Below are 17,484 nucleotides of genomic sequence, written 5' to 3'. Positions count from 1 at the left end.
TTTTATTTTCTGATAACTGCTCCAAGTTGTCGCTCAAATGCGCCCATCAGTTTTTCCATGGTTTTGTCAATGACTTGGTCGGTCAGGGTTTGATGTTGGTCTTGGAGGATGAAACTGAGCGCATAGGCCTTTTTGCCGCTGCCAAGACTTTCGCCCGTGAACACGTCAAAAACATTGATTGTTTTAAGCAACTGTCGTTCGGTTTGATAAGCTAATCGGCGAATTTGGTCAAAACTCACTTGATTGTCAAGCACTAAGGACAGGTCGCGGCGCACTTCGGGGAACTTGGAAAGTTCGCTATATGTCGGTTGTTTCAATTTGCCGGCCAAATATGTCCAGTCTATTTCGGCATAAAATACTTCCTGCTTGATATCAACCGATTTGGCATGTTGCATCTGCACCAACCCGACTCTGGCCACCTCGCGCTTGTTCATCACAAAGGCCAGCCCGTAGGCAAACAGGTTGCTTCCATCTATTTCCTGCGGGGCGGCTTGTGTTGCGCCTAACTTTTGCAGCACTTTTTGCACCGTGCCTGCCAGTTGGAAAAAGTCGGTTTTCTTTTCGGCAACCTGCCAACTTTCCGAATGTTGGTTGCCCGTAGCAAACAACACGAGTCGGTCATTTTCTGCATAGAAAGTTGTTCCGTCGGCTTTGGGTTGCTTTTGATAGGTTTTACCGAACTCAAAGAAGCGAAAATCTTTTTGGCGATGGCTGATATTGTGGGCAAGTACTTCTAAACCCGAAAACAGGAGCGACTGACGCATCACGCCCAGTTCGCTGCTGAGGCGGTTGGCAATTTCCACATTGTGTTCCACAGGCATGGCCAGCGCTTCTGCATAGGCCGGTTTGGTCAGCGAGTTGGTAATTATTTCGTGATAACCGATTGCTGCCAGCATTTTGGTTAGTTCCATGCGGATTTTGAACAAGTCGGGCGCTGCATACTCCGCCAGATAGTCTGCATTGAGCGAAGATTTCAGTTCTACGTTGTCAAAGCCGTAAATGCGCAAAATCTCCTCGGCGATGTCCGCATCTTTGAATACGTCCACGCGATAGGGCGGAACTGAAACGGTAAAAGTTGTTTCGTCTTCTGCCAAAATCTGAATTTCAAGGCGTTGCAAAATTTGACGAATCAACGCACGGTCTAACTGCTTGCCAATCAGGCGGTCTATGTTTTTGTATTTAACCGTGAATTGCCGATGCGGAATCGGCTGCGGGTAAACGTCAATAATATCCGAAGAAATTTCTCCGCCTGCAATGTCAATAATGATGGAGGCGGCACGTTTCAAGGCTTTAACCGTCATATTAGGGTCGGTTCCGCGCTCAAAGCGATAGGCTGCATCTGTTTTCAGCCGATGATGCATGGCGCTGGAACGGATATAGCCCGGATGAAAGTATGCACTTTCAAGGAAAATGGCCGTCGTGCTGTCAGAAATGCCCGATTCTTTGCCGCCGAATACGCCCCCGATACACATGGGTTGGCTGTTGCCGTCGCAAATCATCAGGTCGCGGGCGGTGAGTTTGCGCTCCACATCGTCTAAGGTGCGGAAAACCGTGCCTTCGGGCAAAGTTTTCACGCGAATGGTACGCCCTGCAATTTTGTCTAAATCAAAAGCGTGGAGCGGTTGGCCTAACTCGTGCAGTACGTAGTTGGTGGCATCTACTACATTGTTAATAGGGGTGAGGCCAATTGCCTGCAAGCGTTTTTTGAGCCATTCGGGCGATTCTTTTACTTGTAAGCCGCTGATAGTCAAGCCTGAATAGCGCGGACAGGCTTCCGTATTTTCTACAATGACCTCTATTTTTTCCCGACGACTGCCTACCTTGTGTTCAAAAGATTCGGGGAAGCAGATTTGCAGACCTGTCAGTGCGTGCAGGTCGCGAGCTACCCCGTAGTGAGAGGCTGCATCGGCATGGTTGGGTGTCAGCCCGATTTCAAACACGTAATCATTTTCCAATTGCAGCAACTGCGCCGCAGGCGTTCCGGGAGGCAGGTCGGTGTCCAATACCATAATGCCGTCGTGGGAAGTGCCCAGTCCGAGTTCATCCTCGGCGCAAATCATGCCTTCGGAGGCTTCGCCTCTGATTTTGGCTTTTTTGATGGTAAAAGGTTCACCTTGCGTAGGGTACAAAGTTGCACCAACGGTTGCTACAAGCACCTTTTGCCCGGCGGCTACGTTAGGAGCACCGCAAACGATGGGTGCAACCACTCCTCCGCCAATATCTACGGTAGTCAGGCTGAGTTTGTCTGCGTTAGGGTGTTTTTGGCAAGTCAGCACATGGCCAATGACCACACCTGCCAGTCCGCCTTTAACGGTTTCTACGGGATAAATTGCTTCTACTTCCAGCCCTACGCCGGTCAGCATTTTGCCGACTGTTTCGGGCGATTCGTTTATGTTGATAAACTGTTTAAGCCACTGATAGGAAATCTTCATAAAAAATTGATTTGCAACAATGGCAAAGTTATGAAAAAATGGGGGAGATGACCTACATCATCTTTTTTGAGCGGTGGTTGTATCATATTTGCATGGAATAAACCCGATGAGTTTCGTCAGGTTTACGACATATAACAATAGCTATGAAAGATATCACAGACCATCTGCTGCATCAGGACGAATCGTTTCGCGACCGTCTGACAACCGTTGATGAAAAAGGTAAACGCAAATGGGTTTACCCAAAGAAGCCTTCCGGCGATTTTACACGTTATCGGCATTGGTTTTCAGCCATTTTGCTGATTTTTCTGTTTGCCGGGCCGTTTATTAAAATTAACGGCTATCCGCTGCTGCTGATTAATATTCTGGAACGAAAGTTCGTTATTTTGGGCAATGTATTCTGGCCGCAGGATATGTACATTTTTGTGTTGATGCTGCTGGCGGGGGTTGTCTTCATTATCCTGTTTACGGTGGTTTATGGCAGACTTTTTTGCGGGTGGGCGTGTCCGCAAACAATTTTTATGGAGATGGTTTTCCGCAAAATCGAGTACCTTATAGAAGGCGACTACATGCAGCAGAAAGCCTTGGACAAAATGCCGTGGAATCGCGAAAAAATCTTGAAAAAAGGCACCAAATACGCTGTTTTTTACGCCATTTCGCTACTGATTGCCAATACGTTTCTTGCCTACATCATCGGTATTGAGGAATTGTACAAAATTGTTACCGAACCTGTCAGCCAACATCTGGCTGGCTTTACGGCCATGTTGATATTCAGCGGCGTATTCTATACGGTTTTTGCCTATTTCCGTGAGCAGATTTGTACGGTCGTTTGCCCTTACGGCCGCTTGCAAGGGGTTCTGTTAGATAAAAATTCGGTGGTGATTACCTACGATGAGGTGCGCGGCGAACCTCGCGGCAAGATGCGCAAAAACGAAGAGCGCACCCTTGGCGACTGTATTGACTGTATGCAGTGCGTACATGTTTGCCCGACAGGCATTGACATTCGCAACGGCACACAGTTGGAATGTATCAACTGCACGGCCTGCATTGATGCCTGCGACAGCATTATGGACAAAATCGGCAAACCACGCGGCTTGGTGCGCTATGCCTCCCGCAATGAAATCGAGCAAGGTCGCTATCCCGATGCAGAAAAACCTAAGCGATTCACCGCGCGTATGGCTGCTTATTCGGTAGTGTTGTTGGCGCTTTTGGGTATTATCGGTGGCTTTTTGTTCACCCGTGGCATGATTGGCGTGCGAGTAATGCGTGCACAAGGTACGTTGTTCCAAAAAAATGAAAACGGGAACATTACCAATTTGTACAATATCAAAATTATCAACAAGTCGCACGATGCTTTGCCCGTGCAAATCAGATTGCTGGAACCGCAGGGCAAAATTCGTCTTGTAGGCGATGCGCTGACAGTACCTGCCGAAGGGCTTGCCGATGGTGCATTTTTTATCGAGTTAGATAAAAGTCAGTTGACAGGTATGAAAACTCCTGTTAAAATCGGTATTTACAATGCCAATGATGAATTGCTGGAAACAGCTAAAACAAGTTTTATGGGGCCTATGTAGCAATGGCTGCTGCCCAAAAACTTGCCGGGTTTATATAGCAAACATTTACTTTCAAACATAAACGAATCAGACATATGAGATTTCACTGGGGACACGGAGTTGTGGTAACTTTTGTACTTTTTGCAATGATGATTGGGTATATGGTAGTAGTGGCCGTGCGCAGCGATGTACCTATGGTAAGTAAAGATTATTACCGTCAGGAAGAGAACTTTAACGCACATGCAGAGGCAGTGAGCCATGCAAAAGAGGCGGGAAACTTGCTTCGCATGGAAGAAACAGCCACCGGATTGACTTTCATATGCCCCAAAGAATGGGTAAAAACAAGCCAAGGGGAAATTTATTTTTACCGCCCCTCCGATGCACGGCTGGATTTTAAAGTTGCTTTTACCCCCGACGAAGAAGGCAGGCAAAGTATTCATACCGAGCCGCTTGCCAAGGGTTATTGGCGTGCCAAGTTGCAACTGACAAGCAACGGCAAAAGCTATTTTAAAGATTATGCATTTCAGGTGCAATAAATATACAGAGTCATGATTGGCCTTTGGAGTGGATTTCTGATGGGTTTGCTTGGCAGTTTTCACTGTGTCGGGATGTGTGGTGCCATTGCACTCTCCATCCCGATGGATTTGAGCACCCGCTTGGCATTAATTCGGGATGCCGTTCTGTATAACAGTGGTAGAGTGATTACTTATACACTGATTGGTGTGCTGCTGGGGTATTTCGGCGAAACCTTTTTCAAATCGGGTTATCAGCAATGGATAGCTTTTGAACTGGGCATCCTGATTGTGATTGTTTATTTTGTGCCGGGCACACTCGGCAGCAAGTTCAGCCGCTGGCTGGGGTTGAGCTACCTTACAGATTTCATCAAAAAGGGCTTCAGTTGGTTGTTGCACCGTCCTTCACCTGCTACTTTCGTATTAATTGGTATGTTGAACGGGCTGCTGCCTTGCGGCTTTGTTTACATGGCGGGCGCAACGGCTGTTCTTGCCGACAGCATGACGGATGGCGTGTTGCACATGGCAGGTTTTGGCATGGGTACCGTTCCTATGATGCTTGCCACTGCCATTTCCAGTCAGTTGATAAGTATCAAGGTGCGTAATGTCATCAAAGGGGTTCGTCCGTATCTGGCGATGCTTTTGGCTACACTTTTCATCTTGCGCGGTTTAGGGCTGGGGATTCCTTACATCAGTCCCAAACTGCCCGACCCTAACCAAAAAGAGGCTGTTTACTGCCACCCCGTAAAATAACACTTTGATTCACCTCGGCAGATGGCGCAGATTTCTGCCGATTTTTTTATCCGAAATCCCGGCTTGAAAGGCTACTGCGTCTGCGGCAGCGGAATATCTTCTGCAACAAAATCAGGGGCTTTGAGCGTACCTTCCATATCGGCCAACTCCAACTGCACGGTTCTGGTGAAACTTCCCGCTTCGGCTTTTTTATAGGCAGCTTTTGCCTTATCTGTTTGTCCGGTTATTTTGTAGATGGTAGCAATGGCAAAATTTACCATCGCGCGGTTTTCCACATCTAATGCCTGATTGCCTGAAATAATTTCCAGTACTTTCAGCGACTCTACATACTGTTTGGCACGGTAGTAGGCCATTGCCTGCAAAAAAAGCATCTGATAATCGCCCGGCGTATGTTTGAGTCCTTGTGAAGTAATATTGACTACGTCCGTAAATCGCTGCGATTCCATCAGTGCGTTGGCAAGGGCTTTGCAAATTTCACCTTTTTTGGAAGGCTCGCTTTCGTTGGTCAATGCGGTTTGATAGGCGGCAATAACAGCATCCTGTTTGAGTTCCTTTTTTGCCATTTCTGCCTGTAACATGTAGGCAGGGGTCAGGTTCGGCTGGATTTTAATAGCAATGTCCAAATTTTCGCGGGCTTTGGCAAAGTCGTATATTTTGTAGTAGCACATGGCCGTTGCTAAGTATGTCCGCGGATTGTAACTGGCAATCTGATTTTTAAAATAGCCGTAGTCAGCGTTTTTCCAATAGTCAAACGCCAGTTCAAAATTACCCAACTTGTAGCAGGCATAACCCATTTCGTAGTAGTACTTGGCTGTAATTTTGGGGTTTTTTTCGGTTAAGGTGCTGATAAGTTTGTTTAAAATCTCTTTTGCTGCACGAAAATCGTTGAGTTCATTGAGAATTTTTCCTTCCAAATACATCAAATTTTCGTCGCTGGGAGCCAGTGCTCGGGCTTGAATCACATGCGGTTTGGCGCGCGCATATTCCTTGTTGCGCAGCAGGGCTATTACGATATTGGTTTTGTAATCAACTTTTTTGGGTATGTCTGTTTCATATTTGAAAGCGTTGTCTAAGGTGAGGATGTATTCATTGTTTTTTTGCGATTGCTTGTAACATTGTGCCAACAGCAAAAGCCCCGGAACAAAGTCTTTTTTCACTTGCAGGCACTTTTCCATTGTCATAATGGTGTTGGGCAAATCTTTCAGACCGTAGTAGCAAAGCGCTTTGGAGTGGTAGTACTTAAAATTGTTGGCTTCAAGGCTAATGGCTCTGTCATACATTTCTATGGCTTCAATGAAGCGTTTGCCCGTACGGAACTTTTCAGCCTTCATGTAATAATCCAATGCCGTAGATTCGCTGTCGGCTTGCGCATACAGTTGAGCAGTTAAAAAAGGCATTATCAATGCAATCATTGCAATGGATTGTAGAAAATATTTACGCATACGACAGGTTATCTGATTCAAAATTGTTGCAAAATGTTTGCCGCAAATTTGTGATTTTCCTTTAATTTGCTACTCAAGATAACGCACAAATGGACAGGCTATTATATCAAACCTACTTGTTGCTGTTGCCGGCTTTGTTGGTATGGATGTTACAAGGCGAGGCGCGAGCGCAAAAGGATGCGGAGAAAATAATGGCAGCATTGGAAAAAGCAGGAATTGATAAGCCTAATGCCCAACTGCTCGGTGCGGAAATTGATGCAATTGCAGTGCTGTACCGCCAACTCAGCGACAGTACCATTCAGTACACCTCGTTGATAAAATACCAAAAGCATTACCAGACCGTAGGCAGCATTTTGTCGGGTAAAAAAATTAAGCCTGAGATTATTATGACTGCATGGCCTGCTACCAAGGATATGCTTTCCTCGGCAACCATGCGCGTTGTCAAACGGAAAATCATAGAAATGGAAGCCTCCGACGAATCGGTTAAATACCTGAAAGCGTTTATTGCGCTTGAAAGCGAAATGATGAAGTCGGATTTGGCAGCCAAATCGCGGCAATATGACTACATGTCGCAGGAATACCTGAAAAAAATAGAGGCATGGAAAAAAAGCAGCCCCGAATACGAAAGTTTTTTCCTTGACTTGCGGATAACCATCAACGGCTTGCTTGATATACACAAAGCGCTACAAAACGGAACAGGCGCAGAAAACCTCAAAATCAGCAAGGAATTCCGCGCCTCTGTTAAAAGACTTCGTAATGTGGACTTTCACCGCGACAATGAGTTTGTGCAGAAGTTTAAAGCCTCTTCGTTAGTGGAGCAAACCATTGTAACAGGTGAATTTCTTTGCGACAATATCAAATGAGCCTACTCCGCAGGTAGTAGCAGCGTTTCCACTTCGCCAAACCCTACGCGAATGCCGTCTTTTTCGCAGTGGCCGCGCATGATGACTACGTCCAAATCGTTGATAGCGGTTCGTGTGCTGCCGTCGCTCATGGTGAGCGGGTTTTTCCAGTTCCAAGTCAGTTCCAGCATAGAGCCGAACGAATCGGGTGTCGGGCCGCTGATGGTGCCGGAGGCCATCAGGTCGCCTACGCGGATGTTGCAGCCATTGACGGTGTGGTGTGCCAACTGCTGTGCCATGTTCCAATACAGGTATTTGAAATTTGAACGGCAGACAACCGTTTCTTCCTCTACCGCCTTGGGAATGATGGCCACTTCTAATTGGATATCAAATGTGCGTGCACCTTCGGTTTGCAGGTAGGGGAGCACGGGTGGGTTTTGTTCAGGCCCTTGCGTGCGGAAAGGTTCCAGCGCATCTAAGGTTACAATCCACGGCGATATGGAAGAGCCGAAGTTTTTACCCAGAAAAGGCCCCAGCGGAACATACTCCCACTTTTGCAGGTCGCGGGCAGACCAGTCGTTGAAGAGCACCAGCCCAAAGATGTAGTCTTCGGCGTGCTCGGCAGGAATGCGCTCGCCAAGTTCTGTGTCGCGGCTGACGATGAAGGCAACCTCTAACTCAAAATCCACTGCTTTGGAAGGCCCGAAAACAGGCGGTTCGTTGTCGTTAGGGCGCGACTGACCCATCGGGCGGCGGATAGGCGTACCCGAAATCACGATGGAAGACGCTCTGCCGTGATAGGCAACAGGCAGATGTTTCCAGTTGGGCATCAGTGCGTTAGCTTCGCCGCGGAACATTTTGCCCACGTTGGTGGCGTGCTCTTCGCTGCTGTAAAAATCGGTATAATCGCCAATTTCAACGGGCAGGTGCATAGAGGCTTCCTCCATCGGTACAAGCAATTTGTGCTGATAGCGGAACAGCAGACTTGTAGGGTCTTGCAGTTGCTCCTGCAAGCGCTCGCGAACTGCACGATGCACGGGTTTCCCCAAGCGGATGTAGTCGTTCAGTACAGGTTTATCAAAAACTTTTTTGGGGATTTTGATATCCTCAAACACTCCTTTTTTGTGTGCCCGTTTCAGGTCTATGATGAAATCGCCGATGGCAACTCCGGCACGCGGCTTTTTTTTGCCGTACGAAAAAATGCCATAGGGCAGGTTGTAAATGGAAAAATCAGAGTTTTGAGGGATGTCAAGCCAACTTTGCATGGTTTTTTATCGGATGTATTGATTGATAATATTTTCGTATAGTTCCTGTTTGCCGCTGATGAGTTTCGGTTCGGGGCTTTCCGAAGCGATGCGGTGCAAGTCTTCCAATGAAAGTTTGCCCTGCTCAAAATCGGCACCCGCACCGCTGTCAAAGCTCGCATAGCGGTTTTGGCGCATTTGCAGGTACGGCGATTTTTTGAGAATGTTGTCAGCAATCATCAGTGCACGGGCAAAGGCATCCATTCCGCCGATGTGGGCAATAAACAAATCTTCCAAATCGGTTGAATTGCGGCGCGTTTTCGCATCAAAGTTAATGCCGCCGCTCGTAAATCCGCCTGCTTCCAAAATAATCAGCATGGCTTCGGTGAGTTCAAACAGGTCGGTGGGGAACTGGTCGGTGTCCCATCCGTTCTGGTAATCGCCGCGGTTGGCATCTATGCTGGCAAACATACCCGCATCGGCCGCTACGCGCAACTCATGCTGGAAACTATGCCCCGCCAAGGTGGCATGGTTGGTTTCTAAGTTGAGGCGGAAATCGTCCTGCAAGCCGTATTGGCGCAAAAAGCCGATGCAAGTGGCTGCGTCAAAATCGTATTGGTGCTTGCTGGGTTCTGCGGGTTTGGGCTCTATGTAGAAATAGCCCTTGAAACCCTGCTTGCGGGCGTAGTTGCGTGCCATGGTGAGGAAACGCCCCATGTGTTCCAATTCGCGCTTCATGTCGGTATTGTGCAGGCTGAGGTAGCCTTCGCGCCCGCCCCAGAAGGTATAGCCTGCCCCGCCAAGCTCAATGCAAACGTCTAAGGCGTTTTTCACCTGCGCACCCGCATAAGCAACTACACTAAAATCGGGATTGGTGGCTGCGCCGTTCATGTAGCGGCGGTGGCTGAACAAATTAGCGGTGTTCCACAGCAACTGCACGCCCGAAGCCTGCTGTTTGGCTTTTGCATAATCGGTCATGATGCGCATCCGGCGCTCGCTTTCGGCTATTGATGTGCCTTCTTCCACTACGTCAAAGTCGTGGAAGCAGTAGAAGCCTGCGCCTAACTTGGTGATAAATTCAAAAGCCGCATCCATTTTTTCCTTGGCTTGGGCAATGGGGTCGGAGGCGGTTGCCCAAGGGAAATCTTTGGTCGGTACACCGAACGGGTCGCTGCCTGTGCCACAGAACGAATGCCAATAGGCTACCGCAAAACGCAGGTGTTCTTTGAGCGTTTTGCCTGCTACCACGCGGTTGGCATCATAATATTTAAAAGCCAGCGGATTGTCGGAGTCTGCACCTTCGTAGGGAATTGCGCCGATGCCGGGGAAGTATTCTTTGTCGCCAAGTGTAATCATTTTCGTATTTGTCTGAGTGGAGATTCAGGCAAATTTAACAAAGTTGAGATGGATAAGGCGCAGAAGTTGAGCAATTAGATTTGTAGGGACAGGCGACGTGCAACGGGCATCCCCTGTCCCTACAGGTGCAATACCGAATCAAATTAAATTTTTCTACGATTCTATCGCAAAACTCGCGTGATTTTGCGAAAATTTTTATTTAAGTTGTTGAAAACAAAGCATTTAAACCTGACAGGTATTGGACACCTGTCAGGTTATTAGGTTTAAAGTATATTCGCGTTGAATGAAGCAAAGCTATGGCACGGCATCAGCCCGAAGCGGTGGCCGTTGTGTAATTTACGTTGCGAAAGCGATAGGCACGGACGGAACCCGTATAGGAAACAGCAATCAACAGCACTTGCTGAGCAGGCAGCGACGGCACAACTTCCGATGCTGGGAAACTATTAATTTCGTCGCTGTGTTTTTGTTGGAACTCTTCCCACGAAGCATAACCGATATAAGCCATCAGCATCTTTTTGATTGATACTTGCAAGAAAGAGGGCAAGCGCTTACTGTCCAGCAGGCGTTTAAGCGATGATTCGCTGATACCTATTTTTTCGTTATGTCCTTGTTGGTTATAGACGGCAAGAATGTCATCACCCAGTTGGCTGATGAAAGCCGAGTAGCTGCGGATGCCGCGACAATCTGCAAGTGAACTGCCTAAATTAAGCGGCTGCCATTTTTCAGCCCAATCAGTTGCTATTTTGGCGTGTAGCTTTTGGGATAACAGTCGTACATAGGGCGCATCGGCAAGCAAGTGCTTGCGGGTGTTGAAGCCTTTGGGAGGAATAAAGCCTTTTTTCATAGCGATTGAGGGTTAACGTGAAACAAACTTGCTTAATGCTATTTCAATATTAAGCAGTCCCTCAGTGTCGCTATACGCACCTGTAGCAAAGGGGTATTTGGGTGTTGCAAAAGGCTTAGATTTTGGGCGGCAGGTATTTTTTGAGTTCCTCCTTGTAGGTGTCGCCAATAGTAAAAGATTTTTCTCCCAGATATATTTCGTCGCTCACGCGCTTGCTGATGTAATGCTTGTTGATAATCGTATATTTGTTAATTCGGATAAAAACGTTAGAAAGGTTCAGTTGTGGGAATTCCTTATCTAATTCTTCAAGGAAACTGCTCAAAGTATGCCCATTTTTGTAGGAGGTGATTTTCTTCCCGTCAGTAACGCGCAGCTCAATACGCGATGCCCTGTTGCCGGCTTGCGTATCTATCCAAACAATCTTTGCTATAGGAATGAATAACTCTACGCCGCGGTTTTCCGTGTCGGTAATGCGGATGTGTGCTGTGTCGTAGCTTGTTTGTTTAGGTGTGTGTTTGTTACGGGCTTGTATGCGTATCAAAGCGTTTTTTAGGCTGCGTATATCACCTTTAGCAAAGTGCTCGGCCTCGTATTGATCAACTAATCTGGCAGTAGAGCCATCGTCCAGCCCGGAGTAGAAAATAAAAGGTACGTGATACTTTTCTGCCAAAAGTTCGGCAACGTCAAAACCTTCGCGGTTGTCTTCATCGCCAAGGCATAAGTCCAGAATAGCCGCATCGGGTAGTTGTTGCGTGTTTGCTAACCACTCTACAGCTTCTTCGTAGCTGCGTGCATGAAAGGCTACCGTATGGTTCCATTTTCCCAATTGGTCGGCCAATCCGCGGGCAAAAGGCGGGTCATCTTCCAATATAAAAATTTCCATATCGCTATGCCTGTTGAGGTTGTTGTCGTTTCTGTTTGTTATCGGTACTATTATTAACAATTAACTCAAAATAAGCACCATTGTTATTGGCAATACGCATCTCTCCGTAAAGGTCGCCGGATGTGCGGTACAGGTCGGCAAGTGCGCTGGCACCTTTTTGCAGCACGGCTTCAGGGTAGCCGCTGCCATTGTCTTGGTAAGTAAACATCCAGCCCGTATCGGTTTTTTTGATGGCAATGTGGATATGAGGCGCATAGGGCAAATTTCGCAAATACTTTTCGGCATTGTGGTAAAGTTCGTTCATAATGCGTTCCAAACCGCTCATTTCTTTGGGTTGCAACTGCATATTTTCCACCGAAGTACTCCATTGCAACTCATCAAAATTGCTGCCGGCGGCAATGCTACTAAGTTCGTAGATGATTTCATTAATGTAGGTAGGCAGGTCGTACCGATAGGTAGCATCTTTTTTTTGTTCCTCATAAATTCTGCGCGACAAGTGAGCACGAATAGAAGCGACAGTAGCAATTTTTTCAAGCGATTCTATAGCTTTAGGGTCGGTTTGGTACTTTATTTCTTCCTTAATCAGCTCTATAAGGCGTTGGTAATTATTCTTGGTGTCGTGCGATTGCGAAGTCCGTAGGTCTGCCAGTTCTTGCCGCTGCTTTTCAATGAGTTCATTTTGGGTTTTAAGCTCTTCCGCCTGCGCACTGATTTCTTCTTTTTGCTTTGCCAGTTCTTCGTTTTTTTCTCTCAATTCGGCGGTAGCCTTATCCACTTCTCGTTGTAACTGAAGGTTGCGTTGTTCAAGCTCTTTGCGTTTTTTTCTTTCGCGGTATCGCACGGCGGCAAAAATGCCGCCTGCCAGCAAGAGCGCCGCTCCGAAAACAAAGGCTTTGGCGGCATAAAAAGGTGGGCAAACGGTTAAGTACAAGCGGAGCATTTGCTCGCCGCTGCTCCAGATGTCGGGGGCGGCAGAGGCGCGCACTTCCAGCACATACTCGCCGAAACTCACGCGGGGCAGGTTGAGCAGGTTATTGTTACCCATGCTTATCCATGTTGTATCGGGGCGGCTGAACAGGTTAAACCAGCCGTCGTTTTTCAGGATAAGCCTGTACTGATAGCGGTTGTTGGCAGGTGCGCTTAAATCCAAAGCCGCAAAGGTGAGTTGCAGGTCGTTTTCGTCGTGTGCCAATGTAATCGCCTTGTGAAACTCTAATGCCGTATCTTGCGACACATATTCCTTGTTCATCACTTTCAAGTGGGTGAGCACCACGCGCGGCGCGGTTTGCTTTTGTCGGGCAATAACACTGTCGGGATGGAAGTAGTTAAAACCGTTGGCGCCGCCTACGTAAATTTCGCCGCTGCTGCTTTTGAAAATGGCGTTATCATTAAAGCCGCCGCTTTGCAGCCCGTTGTGTTCGTTGTAGTAAATGTATTTTCCGTCTCGTGGATTGAATCTACAAAGTCCGTTTTGTGTAGCTATCCACAAAAAGCCTTTGTTGTCTTCTTCAATGGCGACAATGTAATTGTTCGGGAAGTTTTGGAAGCGCTCAAAGGTGCCGTCTTTTTTCAGGCGATTGAGTCCGTTTTCCGTGCCTGCCCAAACTTCTCCTGCCTTGCTGACAAATACCGTAATTACTTTGTTGCTGGAAATAGATTTAGGGTTGGCGGCATCGTAACTGTAACGCCGCTCAAAGCAAAGTTTTTTTCGGTCAAACTGATACAGCCCGCTTACCTCCGAACCTACATATATTCTTTCGGGGCTGATGGCAAAACTCATCAACTGCCCGCCTGCTACGCCGCTTGTGTCGGCAAAACAATTCTTGTTAGATCTATCAACCAGATACCGTCTGAATGTTTGCGTGCGCGGGTTGTAGCGCAAAAGGTCTAAACCTATCCCCCAATCTATTGCCCAAAGATTGCCTGCTTCATCTGTTTTGGCTTGCCTAATAAAAGGCAGTGATTGACTTAATGGCTTCTCAATTTCTAATTTATCCTCCTTGTCTTCGTTAAGCAGGGCGGGCGATAGATACTCGGCTTTTCTGTTGTCGGGATTAATTTTATAGATGCCTGCGCCCCAAGTGCCTGCGTATATGGTATTTTCCAAAAAGGCTATACTGCGTATGTTTGACATGTTTTTGATTGACTTATTGAAAACCGGTTCTTTCGGCGGCGGAAGAGGTAGGGTATCATAATCGGTTTTGTTCCAATAAGAGATATGCTTTGCGGTAGCTACCCAAATGCGTTTTTGATTGTCCTCAGCAAAGCCTGTTAAGTTGGAATTAGAAAGTGGGATTTTGTTTTCTAATATGCGCGGGTACTCATGAAAAAACTGCGGACGCGAAGGAAAGTAGGCTAATCCGTTAGAAGTACCTGCCCATATATTCCCGTTCGTATCGCGGAACAAAGCAACAACTTGGGGGTTGGGAAGAGAAAAATTATCAAAATCGTTAGGGGTATGAAGAAAATGGCGCTTCTTTTCAAGGTCTATTTCTACCAAGCCGCCGAAACTTGCCAGCCATATCCTGCGGGATAGGTTATCATACAGCGCGGCAAATGTCGTGCCTGCACTCTGCATATAGTGCCTGTTTGGAAAAGGAATATCCTTTTGAAGAGGACTATTGGCAACTAATTGTATTTTGTGATTATTAAGGTCATAGTGCCAGATTTCACGACCTCTTTCTGCACCAAAATAATAAACATTGCCATACTCATCGTGGGTCATGGCAAAGGTACGTAAGTTGTAAGGCAGTCCTTCGCCTGCATAGATTTGCACGAAGGTATCGCGGGCTTTGTCGTATTTCATAAAGCCCCCTGCAGCGTAGAGTTCTCCTTTGTACTCCAATAGGTTCGGATAAACGTTTTGTTTTTTGCTCGTGTCTTGTTTGGGCAGGCTGAAACGACAAACATAGTCCTTTATTTCACCCGTTTTGACGCGGTAGGATTGGTAAACATAAGCAATGGATACACTGTCTCTACTCACCTCATTTTTTTTAAGCCACCAAATATTGCCATCGTGGTCAGCAAATAAAATGGCTTGTTCCAGCATTCCATAAGGACTGAGACGAGGGTAATATTTCCACTGCTGTAAAACGGGGTCATATTGGTTCAAGTGGGTACCGGTTAATATCCACATATTGCCTTTTCCGTCCTGAGTGATTTTGTAGATAGTATTGTCGGCAATGGAATTTTTATTGTCAGGCTGATGCTGAAAAATCTGCATATTTTTGCCGTCGTAGCGTGCCAGCCCTGCGTCCGTACCAATCCATAGAAAACCTGTTTTATCCTCAAATATGGCAGTAATACCATTGCTGGGCAGCCCGTCGGCGGTGGTGAGGCGGTGGAATTTGGGCGGGGTTTGTGCCCATAGCTCCGTACTGCTTAAAAAGTACAACAGCAGAGAAAGTGCGACTGTGGGTAAAATATAACTTTTCATAGTCAGAAATGAAATTTTTGCGCTTGCCACAGGTTTTTGCAATTTATTGAATGTTTGCTTGTTTTTTGCAAGATGTGATTTTTTGTTGAAATAGTATTGTGCGACAAGCAATTTTATCAAAAAAAGCGGTTGTCTTGTTTATATGAAGGAAGAGCCATTATATAACCAAATTGCCTGACAACAACAGTTGTTTAAAGTTGTTAAAATTGCACATAAGCATTTTGCTTATTCCCTGTGGCGATTTATCAACTTGACCTATGAAGTATAACTTTATCCTATTGATTATCCTACTGCTTGCCGGTACAGGCACAGCCCTTGGGCAGGACTTCACGCGGGAGTTCCCTTACGCAGGGGTTACGTACCGCTACCGAATTGTCTCCGCACAAGATAGTTCGGGATACTGGCTGCACATTCAGGCACTGAAAAGCCGCGAGCAGGGTACAACTGTTTATAAAGGGCGCATGGCTACCGTGTTCAATCATCCGCGGCGCTGGCGCATCACCATTTTCGGTGCCCAAAAGAAGAAAAACAATTGGGTAAACCTGCCCGACAGTTATTTGGAAACCACCTTTGACCTGCAACAGCAAACAGCAACCCATTTTGACAATGGCGCGATGGTACAGGCCGCCGAGCAAGAAACCGTAGAAAATTTCTCTGCCGAATGGGGGCAAATCAATCGCAGCACCGTGCTTGCCGCCACAGTGGAATATTTTATCATGAACTACAACCGTGCCTTGGGGCAGCACGAAGCCGGCGAAGAATTGGAAACCGAAGAAGCCCTCATGCTTGACCAAATGATGGCAACAAGGCAGGCACAACGCGACAGCGTAGTAACCGCCCTTGTGGAGCAACGGCAACAGGCCGCCGCCACAAATGCCGAATTGGCGGAGGCAACGGCGCAAATTCCCATGGAAAACCCTCTCCCCACAGACTCGGCGGCAGTAGCCGACAGGGACAGCGGCCTTATCAGGCAGATGTCGGCAGAAAGCCCCGTTCTGACAGATTCGGCAGCAGTGTCCTTGTCCGCAGACCTCGCCCCGGTCGCAGCAGACTCGGCAGCAACAGCTCTGGCAGTGCTGCAACCCATCCGCTTGGCCGGTAATTTTGAGTTGCCTTTTGTGAGCCAGTTGCCAGTAGATGACAAAATATATTTTGTGGAAGCCCGCCTTGACGAGCTCAACCGCATTGAGTTGAAAATCCGTCGCTACGATGCGGAGAGTAAAAACAACGAATTAGTCTATGTTACCTACATCCGCGTGAAAGACAGCACCGACCAAAGCGGCAACTATGAAGTCTGTATCCATTTGGCAGAGAACAAAGGCTATTCTTGGCAGACATACCCCGGCAGTTACCTTGCCTGTTCGTTAGATGCGGCAGGACATAAAATCTGCTACAAAACAGTCGGCAAGTTGGTGGCACAACTCCGCAGCCCCGAAAGCCATCAAGCAGAAGAAGAACTGCCGACCACTGTAGAGCAGATGCAAAAACAGGATATCCTGCTGGCCGCCGCCCGCTATTTCATCAGAGAGTGCCCCAAAGTGCTGCTGGTAGCGACGGAGTGAGAAGATTTTATTTCCCCGAATAAAGATAATGGTCTGTATGTGGACTGACCACCCACGCTTACCCAAAAGTGGAGTCCAGAAACCACTTAAAACAACGGGGCGAACCCGAAAAGCCTTATGAGTAGGAAAATAAACCTAAACAAAAGTATGTTTAAAACAATCAAAACAATCTTATCCCTATTGGCCACTGCTGCCGTGATGTCCGGTTGCGCACTGACTTTGCCTGTTAATGCAACAAGCAACACCATAGGCAGCAAAGTAGGTACCGCAAAAGCAACGGGTTATTTTGGTGTACTGTTTTTTGATGCTGATGCCAGTATCAGAACGGCTGCTAAAAATGGCGGTATTACCAAAATTTCAACTGTTGACATCAAACACACAAGCGTACTGAACATTATCGTTACTTACGAAACTATTAGACCTTTTGGTTGGTGATTATCAGTGAATTACCTAATTTTACTTGGTGATTCTTTCAAATTTATATAACTATGGCAAGTATTTTTCATAATCTTAAAAGTGACAAGAAATGTAAGGCTGCCACAGGTTTAAGCCTTGAACAATTTAATGCCTTGGCAGACGTTTTCAACCAATACTACAAGCCCAAATTAGGTCATCAGTATTCCAAACC

At 47.0% G+C, this 17,484-nt stretch carries 13 protein-coding genes; 6 read left to right on the top strand and 7 right to left on the bottom strand.

Annotated elements, in window-relative coordinates; genetic code table 11:
• Positions 1 to 2: 2 nt before the first annotated feature.
• Positions 3 to 2,432: a phenylalanine--tRNA ligase subunit beta gene (pheT, locus tag NDK19_RS14190; RefSeq protein WP_250632563.1), complete on the bottom strand. Its 2,430-nt coding sequence runs from the start codon at positions 2,430 to 2,432 to the stop codon at positions 3 to 5.
• 143 nt (positions 2,433 to 2,575) lie between these two features.
• On the opposite strand from pheT, the gene ccoG reads away from it, so the two are divergent.
• The 3 genes from ccoG (at position 2,576) to NDK19_RS14175 (ending at position 5,247) form a co-directional block, all read left to right on the top strand.
• Positions 2,576 to 4,003: a cytochrome c oxidase accessory protein CcoG gene (ccoG, locus tag NDK19_RS14185; protein WP_250632562.1), complete on the top strand. Its 1,428-nt coding sequence runs from the start codon at positions 2,576 to 2,578 to the stop codon at positions 4,001 to 4,003.
• 74 nt (positions 4,004 to 4,077) lie between these two features.
• Entirely contained in the window at positions 4,078 to 4,518 is a 441-nt protein-coding gene (locus NDK19_RS14180) for a FixH family protein (RefSeq protein WP_250632561.1), read from the top strand.
• Positions 4,519 to 4,530: 12 nt separating this feature from the next.
• On the top strand, positions 4,531 to 5,247 hold the full coding sequence (locus NDK19_RS14175; protein WP_250632560.1) for a sulfite exporter TauE/SafE family protein: 717 nt from the start codon (positions 4,531 to 4,533) through the stop codon (positions 5,245 to 5,247).
• A 71-nt stretch (positions 5,248 to 5,318) separates the two neighbouring features.
• Here the strand turns inward: NDK19_RS14175 and NDK19_RS14170 are convergent, their stop codons facing one another.
• Positions 5,319 to 6,659: a tetratricopeptide repeat protein gene (locus NDK19_RS14170; RefSeq protein WP_250632559.1), complete on the bottom strand. Its 1,341-nt coding sequence runs from the start codon at positions 6,657 to 6,659 to the stop codon at positions 5,319 to 5,321.
• Between the two features lie 119 nt (positions 6,660 to 6,778).
• Here NDK19_RS14170 and NDK19_RS14165 point away from each other — a divergent pair, with 119 nt between their 5' ends.
• The gene (locus tag NDK19_RS14165) at positions 6,779 to 7,552 is read left to right on the top strand and encodes a hypothetical protein (RefSeq protein ID WP_250632558.1); all 774 of its coding nucleotides are present in this window, start codon (positions 6,779 to 6,781) and stop codon (positions 7,550 to 7,552) included.
• Between the two features lie 2 nt (positions 7,553 to 7,554).
• Here NDK19_RS14165 and fahA read toward each other — a convergent pair whose 3' ends face one another.
• From fahA to NDK19_RS14140, 5 genes are all read right to left on the bottom strand, one after another.
• Positions 7,555 to 8,796 carry a fumarylacetoacetase gene (fahA, locus tag NDK19_RS14160; RefSeq protein ID WP_250632557.1) on the bottom strand — a complete coding sequence of 414 codons (1,242 nt, stop codon included), beginning with the start codon at positions 8,794 to 8,796 and terminating at the stop codon, positions 7,555 to 7,557.
• A 6-nt stretch (positions 8,797 to 8,802) separates the two neighbouring features.
• Positions 8,803 to 10,131, bottom strand: coding sequence for a xylose isomerase (gene xylA, locus NDK19_RS14155; protein WP_250632556.1), 1,329 nt, complete (start codon positions 10,129 to 10,131; stop codon positions 8,803 to 8,805).
• A gap of 307 nt (positions 10,132 to 10,438) precedes the next feature.
• Positions 10,439 to 10,975 carry a hypothetical protein gene (locus NDK19_RS14150; protein WP_250632555.1) on the bottom strand — a complete coding sequence of 179 codons (537 nt, stop codon included), beginning with the start codon at positions 10,973 to 10,975 and terminating at the stop codon, positions 10,439 to 10,441.
• A gap of 115 nt (positions 10,976 to 11,090) precedes the next feature.
• Positions 11,091 to 11,858, bottom strand: coding sequence for a LytR/AlgR family response regulator transcription factor (locus NDK19_RS14145; protein WP_250632554.1), 768 nt, complete (start codon positions 11,856 to 11,858; stop codon positions 11,091 to 11,093).
• Between the two features lie 4 nt (positions 11,859 to 11,862).
• Positions 11,863 to 15,294: a ligand-binding sensor domain-containing protein gene (locus NDK19_RS14140; RefSeq protein WP_250632553.1), complete on the bottom strand. Its 3,432-nt coding sequence runs from the start codon at positions 15,292 to 15,294 to the stop codon at positions 11,863 to 11,865.
• A gap of 257 nt (positions 15,295 to 15,551) precedes the next feature.
• Between NDK19_RS14140 and NDK19_RS14135 the strand changes: the two genes are divergently transcribed.
• Positions 15,552 to 16,856, top strand: coding sequence for a hypothetical protein (locus tag NDK19_RS14135; RefSeq protein ID WP_250632552.1), 1,305 nt, complete (start codon positions 15,552 to 15,554; stop codon positions 16,854 to 16,856).
• Between the two features lie 147 nt (positions 16,857 to 17,003).
• Positions 17,004 to 17,291 (top strand): TRL-like family protein, encoded by a 288-nt coding sequence (locus NDK19_RS14130; RefSeq protein WP_250632551.1) that lies wholly within the window; start codon positions 17,004 to 17,006, stop codon positions 17,289 to 17,291.
• The last annotated feature ends 193 nt before the right edge of the window (positions 17,292 to 17,484 follow it).

The organism is Rhodoflexus caldus (assembly GCF_021206925.1).
Taxonomy (GTDB): Bacteria; Bacteroidota; Bacteroidia; order Cytophagales; family Thermoflexibacteraceae; genus Rhodoflexus; species Rhodoflexus caldus.
The sequence above is the reverse complement of the archived record's forward strand: the minus strand, read 5'-3'. Positions and strand labels throughout refer to the sequence as shown.

What these genes read in the sequence shown, in the direction of transcription:
- pheT (WP_250632563.1), bottom strand. Translation starts at nt 2,432, where the DNA reads ATGAAGATTTCCTATCAGTGGCTTAAACAGTTTATCAACATAAACGAA.
- ccoG (WP_250632562.1), top strand. Translation starts at nt 2,576, where the DNA reads ATGAAAGATATCACAGACCATCTGCTGCATCAGGACGAATCGTTTCGC.
- NDK19_RS14180 (WP_250632561.1), top strand. Translation starts at nt 4,078, where the DNA reads ATGAGATTTCACTGGGGACACGGAGTTGTGGTAACTTTTGTACTTTTT.
- NDK19_RS14175 (WP_250632560.1), top strand. Translation starts at nt 4,531, where the DNA reads ATGATTGGCCTTTGGAGTGGATTTCTGATGGGTTTGCTTGGCAGTTTT.
- NDK19_RS14170 (WP_250632559.1), bottom strand. Translation starts at nt 6,659, where the DNA reads ATGATTGCATTGATAATGCCTTTTTTAACTGCTCAACTGTATGCGCAA.
- NDK19_RS14165 (WP_250632558.1), top strand. Translation starts at nt 6,779, where the DNA reads ATGGACAGGCTATTATATCAAACCTACTTGTTGCTGTTGCCGGCTTTG.
- fahA (WP_250632557.1), bottom strand. Translation starts at nt 8,796, where the DNA reads ATGCAAAGTTGGCTTGACATCCCTCAAAACTCTGATTTTTCCATTTAC.
- xylA (WP_250632556.1), bottom strand. Translation starts at nt 10,131, where the DNA reads ATGATTACACTTGGCGACAAAGAATACTTCCCCGGCATCGGCGCAATT.
- NDK19_RS14150 (WP_250632555.1), bottom strand. Translation starts at nt 10,975, where the DNA reads ATGAAAAAAGGCTTTATTCCTCCCAAAGGCTTCAACACCCGCAAGCAC.
- NDK19_RS14145 (WP_250632554.1), bottom strand. Translation starts at nt 11,858, where the DNA reads ATGGAAATTTTTATATTGGAAGATGACCCGCCTTTTGCCCGCGGATTG.
- NDK19_RS14140 (WP_250632553.1), bottom strand. Translation starts at nt 15,294, where the DNA reads ATGAAAAGTTATATTTTACCCACAGTCGCACTTTCTCTGCTGTTGTAC.
- NDK19_RS14135 (WP_250632552.1), top strand. Translation starts at nt 15,552, where the DNA reads ATGAAGTATAACTTTATCCTATTGATTATCCTACTGCTTGCCGGTACA.
- NDK19_RS14130 (WP_250632551.1), top strand. Translation starts at nt 17,004, where the DNA reads ATGTTTAAAACAATCAAAACAATCTTATCCCTATTGGCCACTGCTGCC.